Source organism: Flagellimonas aurea, from assembly GCF_017313785.1.
GTDB lineage: Bacteria > Bacteroidota > Bacteroidia > Flavobacteriales > Flavobacteriaceae > Flagellimonas > Flagellimonas aurea.
In genome coordinates this window covers 16,439-29,093 of sequence record NZ_JAFLNL010000013.1, presented here as the reverse complement: position 1 = coordinate 29,093, position 12,655 = coordinate 16,439, and the positions used below count along the sequence as shown (strand labels likewise).

The following is a 12,655-nucleotide window of genomic DNA, read 5'->3' as shown; positions in this document are numbered from 1 at the left end:
TTTAGCTTCCGAAAATTTTCAAGAGACTCCGCAGTTCATCGTTCACTTGATGTTCCTTTACCACTTGGTCAAACGGGGTAAGGCTCAGTTGGTTGTTCAAGATTCCCGCCATGACATTCTTTCTTCCATGTAAAAGTGCCTCTACGGCAGCAGTGCCGAGCCGTATGCCCAACATTCGATCAAATGCCGAGGCGTTTCCACCGCGTTGTACATGGCCCAGTTTGGCAATGCGCAAGTCCACTTCAGGGTTTATTTCCTTTATCTTTTTGGCTGCCGGCTCGACCCCTAGTTCATCCCCTTCTGAAACAATCACAACAAAGGCCTCTTCACGATCGTAGCTTCCCGCCTTTTCCAACAATTGAGTAAAGTCATGCCCACTTTCAGGTATCAAAATGGCATCTGCACCCGTACCCAATCCGGAATGGATGGCAATATACCCGCAGTCCCTGCCCATTACCTCTATCAGAAATATTCGATTATGGGACTCCGCCGTATCCCTGATCTTATCAATGTTTTCAATTGCGGTGTTCACTGCAGAATCGAAACCGAGTGTAAAATCGGTACCTGCCAGATCATTATCGATGGTGCCGGGAATGCCCAAGAACGGCAGGTCACAGATTTCTGAAAATGCCAATAGCCCTTTGAAGGTGCCATCACCACCAATAGCAATCAGGGCATCGACCTTGTTCGTTTCAAGAATTTGCATAGCTCGTTGTCTTCCCTCCAGCGTCAAAAACCGCTTGCTCCTTGCTGTTTTCAACAATGTGCCGCCTCTGTGAACGTTCTTTTTCAGTTGACTGGAATCCAACTGTACTAGGTCACCGTCGATTAGGCCTTCGTAACCTTTTTTAAAACCGCTGAGCCTTAGGTTGTTCATCTCAGCCGTTTTGGCCACCCCGTGCAAGGCGGCGTTCATTCCCGGGGAATCGCCCCCAGATGTGAATACGCCTATGTGTTTAATAGTCTTCATACTCTTATTCTTCATAATTTTTTACAGGTATATTACAAGAAAATCACCCAGCCCGGTTTTCAACGCTTCGTTCTGACAAACGGATATTTAGCACCGGACCGGAACAGGGAAACCGGAATATTCTTTTTACCCATCCCATATGGTGAATTTGTCAATATTTTTTCGAGTGGAAACCCTTGGCCTTTTTTGCCCTCCCCTCTTTTGGGGTGAAATTACTTTATCATAACTTTTATCTTTAAAATATTGATTGGCCAAGCTCTCTGCAATAACCAATTCTTCATCGGCATGAATTACCATGACCAGCACTTTACTTTGCTCTTTAGAGATTTTAGATGAATTTTTTCTGTTTTGTCCCTCATCGAGCCCAATACCTAAAAAGTCAAGTCCTTGACAAATCCTGGATCGTATTATTGGGGAATTTTCACCGATGTCACCCGAGAAAACCAGCACATCCAAACCGCCCAAGACAGCGGTAAACGACCCGATCCACTTTCTTACTTGATTGCAGAATGAAGTTACAGCTTCCATTGCCCTTCGGTCAACATCTTCTTTTAAAAGTAAATCAAGTATATCGGTACTTGTTTCGGAGATTTTTGGCGAACCGCCCTCATCATCTGTCAAGCTGTTGGGCTGTTTTGCCCCCTTCCGTTCTTTTTTCAGTAAATGCGCAAAATCGCCAAGATCTAAATCTCCGCTTCTTGTACCCATGACGAACCCACCCAATGGTGTAAGCCCCATGCCGGCATCTATGCTCTTGCCCTCCTTGATGGCAGTTATACTGGCCTCTTTGCCAAGATGTGCAAGAATGAGTCTTCCATTGGCTTTTTGAATACCTATCCTTTTTTTAAGCTCCATCATGATATGGGAAAACGATTGCCCATGAAAGCCATGCCCGTGCGTGCGTGCCCGTTCAAAATGCCTTGGAATGAAAGGGGGTATCTTGGCAGCCTTGGGCAGGTTCACCAGAAAACTGGTATCAAAAAAAGCTACCTGCTGTAATGCCGGAAATCGCATTGTGAACGTTTCAACAATCTCAATCTCAGTTGAAAGACAGTTAGGAATATTATAGTCGGCAATCTGTTTCAGTTCGTTCAATAGGGCGGTATCGATTACTTTCGGCCCAGGATAGTTCAATCCATATGTTATCTTGTGTCCTATGTAACCAATACGATCGAAGCCGGGTTGGTTTTTTAGCCAACCTATTAAAAAAACGGTCGCTTGATAAAAGCCAGGAGCGTATATCCGTGAATTTTCCCTTTCATTGCCTTTAACATGGGTAACCCTGAAAACCTCTTTGCCGGATCCGAGGTGACGAATATCACCAAAAAGTTCCTTCACGGGATTTTCTGCCATTTCATACATTGTGAACCTAATATTTGATGGTCCGGCACTGATTGTTAAAAGGAGTGGGTTTTGCAGGTACATTTTAACTTGTGATTTTATTGGTTATCGTTATCTTCAAAAGCACAGCTCTTGTTTTCCATAAATTCGGCGGCCATCTTTTTGTATTCCTCGCCAAGGTGCTCTCCGCACCATTCAAGAAGGGCCGGCTGTTCGAAAGACGTGGTATTGCGGACCGCCTTTTTCAGTTCCATCCTCAACAACCTCTTGTCGAAGCTGACTTTTTTTAATATGGTTTCGTGATATTCCAGTGTTTTCATTTGTCCGATTATTTGAAATTTGATTTAATGCTGCCATAATATCAAGTTATTCTCCAACGGTACGGATACACCTTCGTAGTTCGGTGCAATACGAACCGTGTAGTGATCAATTGGCCGGTCAGTAATTACCTGTGCGTAAAAGTTATGTTCCCCTTCTTCGCCCATCCAATCAAATTTCATCGTGTTTCTTTCGGGCGTTTTGCCGTTAACACCTTCTGCGAAAAGTTCTACCTGAATATGCTTGGGGTCAATACCATTCAGCCAAATGGGTGCTCTAACATGATGTTTATGGCGCTCACTTTCAATCTGAACTTTTCCGAATTTTATGGTATCCCATCTTTTCATAAGTTCGTTTTGCGTGTCTAAAATCCTTTTTCCAGCAGCTCCCTTTTTTGCCGCACGCCTCTTGTATTTTTCTGCTGCAGGCAGATAAAATTGTTCTGTGTACTCCCTTACCGTTCGATTGGTCGAAAAACGGGGCGTTAGGGTCGCCATACTTTTTCGCATTCTCCCTACCCACTGTTCAGGGATGCCTTTTTTGTTACGTGAATAAAATTCGGGTACTATTTGTTGCTCCAGAATTTCATATAAAGCTATCGCCTCGGCAGCATCCAAAGCAGGGTCATCACCATGTTCTTGTCCATCACCCAATGCCCAGCCCACTTCTGGGGTGAATGCCTCGGCCCACCAACCGTCCAGTTCCGATAAGTTGAGGCCACCGTTTACAAGTACTTTCATGCCACTGGTACCACTGGCTTCCCAGGGCCGTCTCGGGGTATTGAGCCATACATCAACGCCCTGGACCAAATTTTCCGTCAACAGCATGTCATAATCACTTAGAAAAAGGACATGCCTGTACAAATTATGTTGTTGGATGAACTGCGCCCACTTTTGTATCAACCCTTTTCCCGCTTCATCAAATGGGGGCGCTTTGCCGGCCAAAACCAATTGTAACGGATGTTCCGAATTGGTCAGAATTCGGACCAAACGTTCGGGATCGTACAATAAGAGATCCGGTCTTTTGTAAGGCACAAACCGGCGGGCAAAGCCCAAGGTCAATGTGTCCGGGTCAAGAACTTGGTCGGCGATTTCGACCACTTCAGATGGTAGGCCCGAGACTATTGCCTGTCTCTCAAACCTTTCCCTTATAAAATCGACAAGACGATTTCTGGATTGGTTCCTAAACTCCCAAAGTTTTCCGTCGGATAGCTTAGAAATATGTGCCGAATGGTCATCGAGTTCGCCCCGCCAGCGATCTTTTCCGCAGGCTGCTGTCCATACCTTGTCCGCATATTCAGAATCCCAAGAGGGCATATGAACCCCGTTGGTGACATGGCCAACAGGTATTTCTTGTATCGGCCATCGCTTAAAGAGATTTCGAAAAAGATTTCTGCTAACCTCGCCGTGTAAACGACTGACGCCGTTCACCGCACCGCTACCGCGAATGGCCAGATAGGCCATGTTGAAGCTCTCCCAATGATTATTGGAATCTGCCCTGCCCAAGGCCATCAGGTCATTGAAATCGATACCCAATTCGTTTTTGGCGTATTGGCCAAGAAACTGTTCCATTAGCATTGGACTGAAATGATCAAAACCGGCAGCAACCGCTGTATGGGTGGTAAACAGGTTGCCTGCCCGGGTAACGGCAAGTGCCCGTTCAAAAGAAGTTCCATTCATCTTCATAAAATCGCTGGCACGTTCCAGCACGAGAAAGGCTGCATGGCCTTCGTTCATATGGCACACTTCTGGCTGGATATTCAGGGCCTTAAGTAATTTGTAGCCCCCGATACCCAGAACAATCTCTTGTTTTATGCGATGGTCGGGGCCACCTCCATATAGCTCGTCGGTAATACCACGATGGAGGGGCAAATTGGCGGCATCGTTGCTATCCAATAGATATAGCTTTGACCTTCCTACCTGTACCTGCCATGTCCTTAGCCATAGCGGGTGACCGGGCAACGATACCTTTATGCGAAGCCACTCCCCGTTGGGTAGGCGTAAGGGCGTAACGGGCAATTGCCCTGGGTCATTGTGCGGGAACAAGGCATTTTGTGAGCCAAATTTGTCGATTTCCTGACGGAAATACCCTTTGGCATAGAGTAGCCCCACGGCCACGACCGGTACGCCCAGGTCACTTGCCGATTTCAACTGATCTCCGGCCACGTTGCCCAGGCCGCCTGCATAAATGGGCAGTGCCTCGCTCAGCATATACTCCATGCTGAAATAGGCAACACACTTAAGCTGGGTCTTGGCATAGTTTTGTTGAAACCAGTTCGGGGCCGATAGTGCTTTTTCGTTCTCATTCAAAAGGCTTTTGATTTTCGCCCGGAATTCTGGATCGTTCAAATGCCCCTCAAGCCGGTCGCGTGAAACGGTCTGCAAGATTACCCATGGATTTTGGGTAAGTTTCCAAAGTTCGGGGTCTAATTGTTGCCATAGTTTATCCGAGGCATGGTTCCATGACCAGCGAATGTTCAGGGCAAGTTCCAAAAGGTCATCGATTCCCTCGACATCAGTGTGTATCAATCCGTAGAGTTGATCAATATGATTTTTTTGTTCTTTCATTTTCATTTTGTCCTTACATTTCTTCCAATATTGTTCATTGCGGTTAATGATTAAAAAAATCGCTTATCGCTTTCCAAACTTTAAAGGGCTCTTTTAGAAAGAGTTGGTGGTCACCATTCTCCACACGCATTAACTTACTCTTGGTAAATGGACTTGCAAAATTCTCTACATTTACGTAGGGTGCCAATTTATCGTCTGTGCCTTGGATAAAGAGGATCTTCCGGTCACGTATGTTTTTGGCAAGTACAAATAAATTTGTGTTGAGAATTACTTCGTTCAACGAATTGTAATAGCTCTGCCAAGTATGTTTTTTTGAGTCCTTAAAAACGTCATCGGTCAGATTTTCGGGCTTGAACCATTTAACAATGTATAAGGGGTGTAGCATACAGAACAATTTTCCATATCGGCCTACGGCGAGCGTATCAAAATAAGAACCATCGGGCATCTGTTCCAAAAATTGATCTCTGCTTTCAAAGACGGGAAGGCCGATTACGGTCGCTCCCTTAAACCAGTTAGGATGTTTTTCGAATAATGCCAGCGATATTATGGCTCCCATGGAATGACCGACAATAAGGCTCCCTCCTTTGTCAAACCCCTCTGCCGAGATGACCTTTTCAAGGGCCGTAAGTTGAATTTCGAGGGTATATTCGCTTTGGGGCTTGGGAGAGTCGCCAAAGCCCAACAAATCGACCAAAAGAAGTCTATGCGTTCCGGTAATTTGTTCCAAACCCCTTTTCCAATAGTTTTTTGAACCTGCCAGACCATGGATCAAGACCATGTTTTTATCTCCCGAACCCACTATTTCATAGTTCAAGGGCATGGTTTCTGGATCATATTCAGGAGCTACGGCGACCGTAAGGTATTGGTATCCCGCTACCGACATGATGAGTGCCACAATCGCCAATACTGCCCAAAAGGTCTTTTTCGCTATTTTCATCATTGCATGTTTCATTATCCTATGTCGAACCCGACCTCGTTTTTTCTTACACCCAATTGTTCTTGAAGATCAAAAACTCCATGGGTCTTAGTTTTACCTTGATGAAAAGGCGATCGGTTTCTAAAGCTGTGTTTTTTTCGATTTTGACTTTTTTCTTGTTCCCATAGATACATTCCATTAGAAGATTTTCTTTGTTGATAGCGTTATCTATGGTTACGTATCCTTCTTTGGTATTCTTTGGAGAAGAATTATAGACGACAAGTATCTCGCCCTGATAAAGGATCCTTGAAAATGCCAAAAGACATTGTTCACAATCTGGAAACCGAAAATCGAGCCCATTTTCTGAAGTTTCCCTAAAATACATTCTACCGAATTTTAGAATGGCTTCCCTTTGCCTAAGATGTGCCAAGAACGAAATTCTCTTGAATAGCCATGACCCTTGGTTCAATACGTTGGTCTCCTTATCATCGGGATTGAACATGCCCTCCCTGATATACCGATCATCAGTACCGTTGCCCTCAAAACCTTGTTCGGTACCGTAATAAATACATGGAGCGCCAAGGGCACAAATGAGAAAGCCCATGCCCGCAACAATTTGCTCGGGAGCGGCATTGTGGCCAAAGCGGTGCTTAAAATCCATCCCAACCTGGTCGTGGTCGTCGATATAGGTCACCAGAAATTCGCCATACTCGCCACGGTGAAGGGCATTCTTTCGCAGTTCTTCATAGCGCCGTATCAATAGGTTCGGTGATGAATTGCCCTTTATCACTTCCGCCAGGACACTGTGCAGGGGGTGATCTAAGATAGAATCAAGCCCATAATAGATGTTACGGTCTTCAGGCAGTACTTTAGGGCCTATATAGGGATTGCTCATTTCATCGTTGCCGATAATTTCACCGAACAGGAAAAAGTTTCTTTTGCCCAAAGAGTAAGCATATTCCCGAATCCTCGAACAAAAACGGCTGGTATCCTGCCCTTTCATATGTTTGACAGCATCCAAACGAAAACCATCAACATCCACCTCACGTATCCAGTAACAATGGATTTTGGCCAGTAGCTCCTGTAAGTCTTCACTGGCGGGGGAACCATCGTTCCGAAATGTTTTTAAGGTAAAGAAGTCGCCTTCCTGGGTCTCGGGATACGCATCGAAATTCTTGATCTGCCCTTTACGGTTATACATTTCGGGATTTCTCAGTTCAAGGGGTATCGGTCTGTCCTTTTCTCGCCAATCACCCAACGGAAAACGCTCTCCTTTGAAATAATAATAGCTGTAATCAAAGGGATAGGACCAATTATCGCCAGAATGATGCAGAACGATATCCAAAAAGACCCGTATATCAAGCCCGTGTGCCTTGTCAACGAGTTTTTCCAAGTCTTTCTTTGTGCCCAAGCGTTTGTCCACATCCATATAATTCTGAATGGCATAGCCATGGTAGGACTCTGGATTGTTTTCAAACACGGGGCTTAGCCAGATGGCCGTACAGCCCAAGTTTTTGATATAGTCAATGTTGTTGATGATCCCCTTAAGAGTACCGCCAAAGGGCTTTCGCAATTGATCTTCATTCCCGAAACCAGGGTGCCGGATATCGAAATTCTTTGAGTGCCGTGCATTGCTATCATGAAACCGGTCAACCATAAGAAAGTAAATGATCTCCTCACGCCATTCCCTATGGCAGTTTACCCAGTATTCCTTTCCACGTTTGGGAGTAAGATCTATATTTTCGATTGATTTTATCATCTTTTGGTTTTTAAATGAGGGAATACCCTTTTTTTGATTTTGAAATACTATCACGGCCTATGGCGAGCTTGTTTCCATAGAACCGATTGAAAACCATACAAGCGGTGAGGTCCCCGGTAACGTTGACCGCAGTTCTGAACATTCCCAGCAAACGTTCGACCCCTATGATTATGATGATGCCTTCTGCCGGTATACCTGCACTGGACAGTACAGAGGCCAAGATCACTACCCCACCACCTGGTATTGCTGGGGTGCCGATGGAGGCGGCAACTATGGTGACCACGACAACAATAATATTCAGAAGGCCCATTTCAAGGCCATAAGCCTGAGCGATGAACAAAGTCGTTATGGTTTGGTAAAGTGCTGTTCCATCCATGTTCACGGTAGCCCCTATCGGAATAATGAAATTGCTGATGGAGCCGTTCACTTTGAGCTCTTCTTCCGCTGTTTTTAAGGAAAGGGGCATTACTGCGGCAGAACTCGTGGTCGAGAATGCCAATAGTTGAACATCCGTGATCTTTTTCAAAAATTTAAACGGATTGCTCTGGCCCAATAGACTTACCAATAACAGGTAAACACCGACCAAAAGGAATAACCCTATCAGTACCACGAGCACATAAAAGCCCAAACCTGAAAGGGAGTTTAGACCAACACTGGAGGTAAGTTGCGCCATTAAACCAAATACTGCGATGGGTACCAACAACATGGCCCATTTGACCACGGTCATGCAGATTTCCTGTACGGCACCCAAAAGCAGCTTTACAGGTTTGAGCAAATCGTCAGGCAGCGACAATACGGCAACCCCGATTATAATGGTAAAAATCACAATGCTCAACATTTCACCACTGACCATCGAGGCCAATGGGTTTTCAGGCAGTAGATCGGTAATGGCATTCGGTATATCGTTTATTCCAAACGACAGTTCCGTACTTTCGTCCGTATTGGCCAAAGCATTTGCATGATCGACTTCCGCCTGTTGGTGGAGAAACTTTCCCGGTCTAAAGATCAAGGCCAGAACCGTACCTATGGTTACCGATATAATCGTTGTCGATATAAAATATAAGAGTACGCCCCCGCCCAATCTTTTCAGATTTTCCTTGTCGTTACTCGCTATGCCGGTGATGATGGAGGCCACAATCAGTGGTATCATGATCATCTGGACCAATTTCAAAAAGAGCATGCCCGGCAGGGCCAGCCAATTCCCCAGAACATCGGCGGTGCTTTTGGTGATCCAACCGTTTTGGGGACTTAACAACAGGCCTACTCCAACACCAAGAAACAAAGCAATGATAACTTTGAGCCAAAGCCGGTTCTCAACCAACCTTTGTAGGTAGTGGTTTAATGATTTTAATGATTTTATTTCCGTATCCAGCATTCTTTTATCAGATGACTTATGCTATTGTTATTCTTTCTTCAAGGTAAACGCCCTGCACGGCATGCAATAATTCCACACCGTCCTTAAAAGGTCTTTGAAAGGCCTTTCTCCCTAAGATCAATCCTGCTCCGCCTGCCCTTTTGTTGATGACCGCAGTTCTGACCGCATCCGACATATCTGACTCGCCTTGTGAACCGCCACCTGAGTTTATCAAACCTATTTTGCCCATGTAGCAATTGGCCACCTGCAACCGGCATAGATCTATGGGGTGCTCCGTGGTCAGTGTTTCGTACATGGCATCATCAAACTTGCCGAATTTCAGGTTCTTGAAACCAAAATTGGTCGTGGGCAACTTCTGTTTGATGATATCGGCCTGTATCGTTACCCCTAAATGGTTGGCCTGACCCGTTAAATCCGCGGCGGTGTGATAGTCCTCTTTGTCTGTTTTGAAAGCATCGTTGCGGGTGTAGCACCACAAAATTGTGGCCATACCAAGGCTATGGGCCTCGGCAAAGGCTTCCGCAATCTCCCTTATCTGTCGATTGCTTTCCTGGGACCCAAAATAAATGGTAGCCCCGATTGCAACCGCGCCCATGTTCCACGCTTCCCTGACTTTTCCGAACAGGTTCTGGTCATAAGTGTTGGGATAGGACAATAATTCATTGTGGTTTATCTTGACAATGAAGGGGACTTTATGCGCATATTTCCGAGAACAAAGGCCCAACACCCCAAAAGTGGAGGCCACACCGTTGCAACCGGCTTCGATGGCGAGCTTTACAATGTTCTCGGGATCAAAATAATCGGGGTTCTTGTAAAAAGAAAATAAGGCACTGTGCTCGATTCCCTGATCTACCGGTAAAATGCTGAGATACCCCGTACCTCCCAGATTACCATGGCCATATAATTGCGAAAGGCTTCGGAGTACTTGTTGATTTCGATTACTATTGACGAATACGTTGTCCACAATATTCTTATCGGGCAACTGCAGTTCATCTTTGGTGACCTTCTGGCTTACATGATCTAAATAGAAAGATGCTTTGTCCCCTAAATGCGCGACTATGTTATCATAAGTTTTCATAATGAAATTTTATCCGATTCCTAAACTTGCATTGGTTTTTTCGATGGATCTGTGTGCATCGGTCTCAATACCCGTGAGGGCCCGAATGGCATCAATGGTCTCAGGGATTACAATCGCTTGGTTATCGACCACGTAGGCATAAAAAAGTTCATCGCCCACAACCTTGAGCATGTCTTCCCATAGGGCCACCTCGTACATATCGCCCCAAGGCCTACCCATATCCAAAAACATTTCTTTGATGGTATTGTTGGAGACCAAGCCTTGATCATAGTGAATGAACTTGATTCTACTTGAGGTTTTGAGGGCGTTCAACACCTCTTCCTTTGAGGCTTTTTTTCGTAGCTTAACGTTCCAGTAATGCATATGGCTCAAAGTCTCGGGAACTTTGACCGCAGAAGTAATGACATCCAAATCCGGATCGACACTTTGCGCGTCGGGACCTTGATGGCTCGGGATGTCCTTTTCCGGCACCATGGTGTTCATGATGCCGCCCAAGTGGCTTTCCCATGGGTCGGTCGCCCTTCTTAATAATGTTCCCCGTGCATAATCCAATAGATCTGCCTTTTTTAAAGCGGTCAATGTCCTTAAGATAGATGTGGTGTTACAGGAAACCACCCGGGTAGCATCTAGATTTACCGCAGTGCTATAATTGTTCTCGGCACTAAAGGAGTGGCCTGTGGTCTTGTGTTTTTCACCTCCCTGTACGATAAACTTGATCCCTTGCCCTTTGTATATTTCCACATTTTTCGCGGCGATGTTCTTTGGCGTACAGTCCACTACAAGATCTACTTTTTCTAAAATGTCTTGCATACTTCCTTCAATGGCAATATTGGCTGCTTTCATTTCTTTTTCGGCTTCGGGTGTGGCCGCATAAACTGCATACCCTTTTCGCACCGCATTTTGTATGCGCCAATCGCTGATGACATCACAAACCCCAATAAGGCTCATATCATCTTGTACATTAATGGCATCGGCCACTCTTTTCCCGATAACTCCGTATCCTACTACTGCAATGTTTTTCATGTTCTTTTATGTTTAACTGTTCTTAATTGTTTTCTGTTTCTGTATAATAATAGAGCACCCATTACCCCCGCTGTCAATGAAGCGAATAGGATGCTTACCTTGGCCGTAAATATTAGGGACTCGTCCGTAAAAGCCAGTTCGGTTATAAACAACGACATGGTAAAACCGATACCGCCAAGAAAACCTATACCATAAATCATTTTCCAATTCACGTTTTCCGGAAGCTTGGCGAGTTTAAATGCAACGAGTAGTCTTGAAAAAGCAGTAATACCGATAAACTTGCCAAAAATGAGACCTAGACCAATCCCCAAGCTAACCGGGCTGGATAGTACTTTCAGCAAATCTCCATGAAGATGTATTCCTGCATTTGCCAAAGCGAACAAGGGAAGAATTACAAAGCCCACTATTGGGTTTAAAGTCCTTTCCAATTTTTGGAGTGGAGTTTCGGCCTCGGAACTTGCAGTCTTTATATCCTCCAATATCTCCAATTGCGTTTTTGAGATAAGCGTCCCCTTTATGGACTTGGTTTCTTGAAATCTCTTATGTAAACGGTCTAAACGCTCTAAAAAGGTAGTCTCCTTAATTTTTACCCTACCAGGAATGGCAAATGCGGTCAGAATCCCGGCAATGGTTGGATGTACCCCTGAAAAAAAGAAGGTCAACCAAACACCACCGATGCCAATAATGGCATAGAACCATGTGCTTCTTACTCCCGCATAATTACCAATTATCAAAGCCGCGAAGAACAATAGTCCATGGAGTAGATCCATCTGCGAGATACCTGAGGTATAAAAGAGGGCAATGACCAAGACACCACCTAGATCATCCACAATAGCCAGTGTAATAAGAAAAACCCTCAAGGTCGAAGGAAGTCTTTTTCCGACAAGGGCCAGAACCCCTAATGAAAATGCAATATCCGTGGCCATGGGAATGCCCCAACCATTGGAAGCCTCGCCCGAGTTGTTGAACATAAAATAAATAAGGGCAGGGAGCACCATACCACCTATTGCTGCACCGATGGGCAGTATTGCATCCTTTGGGGACGACAGTTTACCACCGATTATTTCACGTTTCAGCTCTAGACCGACTTGCATAAAAAATAGTGCCATTAAGCCATCGTTGATCCATAACAGTAGCGACTCAGATAGCTGAAATGTACCCACACTAAAGGCAAATTCGGTTTGCATTAGGCCGACATAATATCCCTTCCATGGCGAGTTGGCCCACACCATAGCAATAACAACAGTGATAAAGAGCACAATGCCATAGTTGTGCAGTCTTTTGATCGAGCTGCCGAAGAATTTCATA

General features: G+C 45.1%; 10 protein-coding genes. All 10 read right to left on the bottom strand.

What is annotated here, in order from left to right; translation table 11 throughout:
• Position 1: 1 nt before the first annotated feature.
• On the bottom strand, positions 2-970 hold the full coding sequence (locus J0656_RS17605; RefSeq protein WP_036385910.1) for a 6-phosphofructokinase: 969 nt from the start codon (positions 968-970) through the stop codon (positions 2-4).
• A 126-nt stretch (positions 971-1,096) separates the two neighbouring features.
• The gene (locus J0656_RS17600) at positions 1,097-2,395 is read right to left on the bottom strand and encodes an acetate/propionate family kinase (protein WP_207036268.1); all 1,299 of its coding nucleotides are present in this window, start codon (positions 2,393-2,395) and stop codon (positions 1,097-1,099) included.
• A 14-nt stretch (positions 2,396-2,409) separates the two neighbouring features.
• Complete coding sequence (locus J0656_RS17595) at positions 2,410-2,631, bottom strand: hypothetical protein (RefSeq protein WP_036378951.1); 222 nt, start codon at positions 2,629-2,631, stop codon at positions 2,410-2,412.
• A gap of 24 nt (positions 2,632-2,655) precedes the next feature.
• Positions 2,656-5,196: an alpha-glucan family phosphorylase gene (gene glgP / locus J0656_RS17590; protein ID WP_036385906.1), complete on the bottom strand. Its 2,541-nt coding sequence runs from the start codon at positions 5,194-5,196 to the stop codon at positions 2,656-2,658.
• A 43-nt stretch (positions 5,197-5,239) separates the two neighbouring features.
• The gene (locus tag J0656_RS17585) at positions 5,240-6,133 is read right to left on the bottom strand and encodes an alpha/beta fold hydrolase (RefSeq protein WP_207036267.1); all 894 of its coding nucleotides are present in this window, start codon (positions 6,131-6,133) and stop codon (positions 5,240-5,242) included.
• A gap of 46 nt (positions 6,134-6,179) precedes the next feature.
• A complete protein-coding gene (locus tag J0656_RS17580; RefSeq protein ID WP_207036264.1) occupies positions 6,180-7,871 on the bottom strand; it encodes an alpha-amylase family glycosyl hydrolase in 1,692 nt (563 codons plus the stop codon).
• A 10-nt stretch (positions 7,872-7,881) separates the two neighbouring features.
• Positions 7,882-9,246: a dicarboxylate/amino acid:cation symporter gene (locus J0656_RS17575; protein ID WP_207036262.1), complete on the bottom strand. Its 1,365-nt coding sequence runs from the start codon at positions 9,244-9,246 to the stop codon at positions 7,882-7,884.
• 16 nt (positions 9,247-9,262) lie between these two features.
• Positions 9,263-10,324 carry a class I fructose-bisphosphate aldolase gene (locus J0656_RS17570; RefSeq protein ID WP_036378945.1) on the bottom strand — a complete coding sequence of 354 codons (1,062 nt, stop codon included), beginning with the start codon at positions 10,322-10,324 and terminating at the stop codon, positions 9,263-9,265.
• A 9-nt stretch (positions 10,325-10,333) separates the two neighbouring features.
• Complete coding sequence (locus tag J0656_RS17565) at positions 10,334-11,347, bottom strand: type II glyceraldehyde-3-phosphate dehydrogenase (RefSeq protein ID WP_036378943.1); 1,014 nt, start codon at positions 11,345-11,347, stop codon at positions 10,334-10,336.
• On the bottom strand, positions 11,344-12,654 hold the full coding sequence (nhaA, locus tag J0656_RS17560; RefSeq protein WP_231562577.1) for a Na+/H+ antiporter NhaA: 1,311 nt from the start codon (positions 12,652-12,654) through the stop codon (positions 11,344-11,346). The genes J0656_RS17565 and nhaA overlap by 4 nt, the downstream gene beginning before the upstream one ends.
• Between the last annotated feature and the right edge of the window lies 1 nt (position 12,655).

Bases quoted from the DNA above. Each gene is read 5' to 3' on its own strand.
- J0656_RS17600 (WP_207036268.1), bottom strand. From the start codon at position 2,395: ATGTACCTGCAAAACCCACTCCTTTTAACAATCAGTGCCGGACCATCA.
- J0656_RS17585 (WP_207036267.1), bottom strand. From the start codon at position 6,133: ATGAAAATAGCGAAAAAGACCTTTTGGGCAGTATTGGCGATTGTGGCA.
- J0656_RS17570 (WP_036378945.1), bottom strand. From the start codon at position 10,324: ATGAAAACTTATGATAACATAGTCGCGCATTTAGGGGACAAAGCATCT.
- J0656_RS17565 (WP_036378943.1), bottom strand. From the start codon at position 11,347: ATGAAAAACATTGCAGTAGTAGGATACGGAGTTATCGGGAAAAGAGTG.
- glgP (WP_036385906.1), bottom strand. From the start codon at position 5,196: ATGAAAGAACAAAAAAATCATATTGATCAACTCTACGGATTGATACAC.
- nhaA (WP_231562577.1), bottom strand. From the start codon at position 12,654: ATGAAATTCTTCGGCAGCTCGATCAAAAGACTGCACAACTATGGCATT.
- J0656_RS17580 (WP_207036264.1), bottom strand. From the start codon at position 7,871: ATGATAAAATCAATCGAAAATATAGATCTTACTCCCAAACGTGGAAAG.
- J0656_RS17595 (WP_036378951.1), bottom strand. From the start codon at position 2,631: ATGAAAACACTGGAATATCACGAAACCATATTAAAAAAAGTCAGCTTC.
- J0656_RS17575 (WP_207036262.1), bottom strand. From the start codon at position 9,246: ATGCTGGATACGGAAATAAAATCATTAAAATCATTAAACCACTACCTA.
- J0656_RS17605 (WP_036385910.1), bottom strand. From the start codon at position 970: ATGAAGACTATTAAACACATAGGCGTATTCACATCTGGGGGCGATTCC.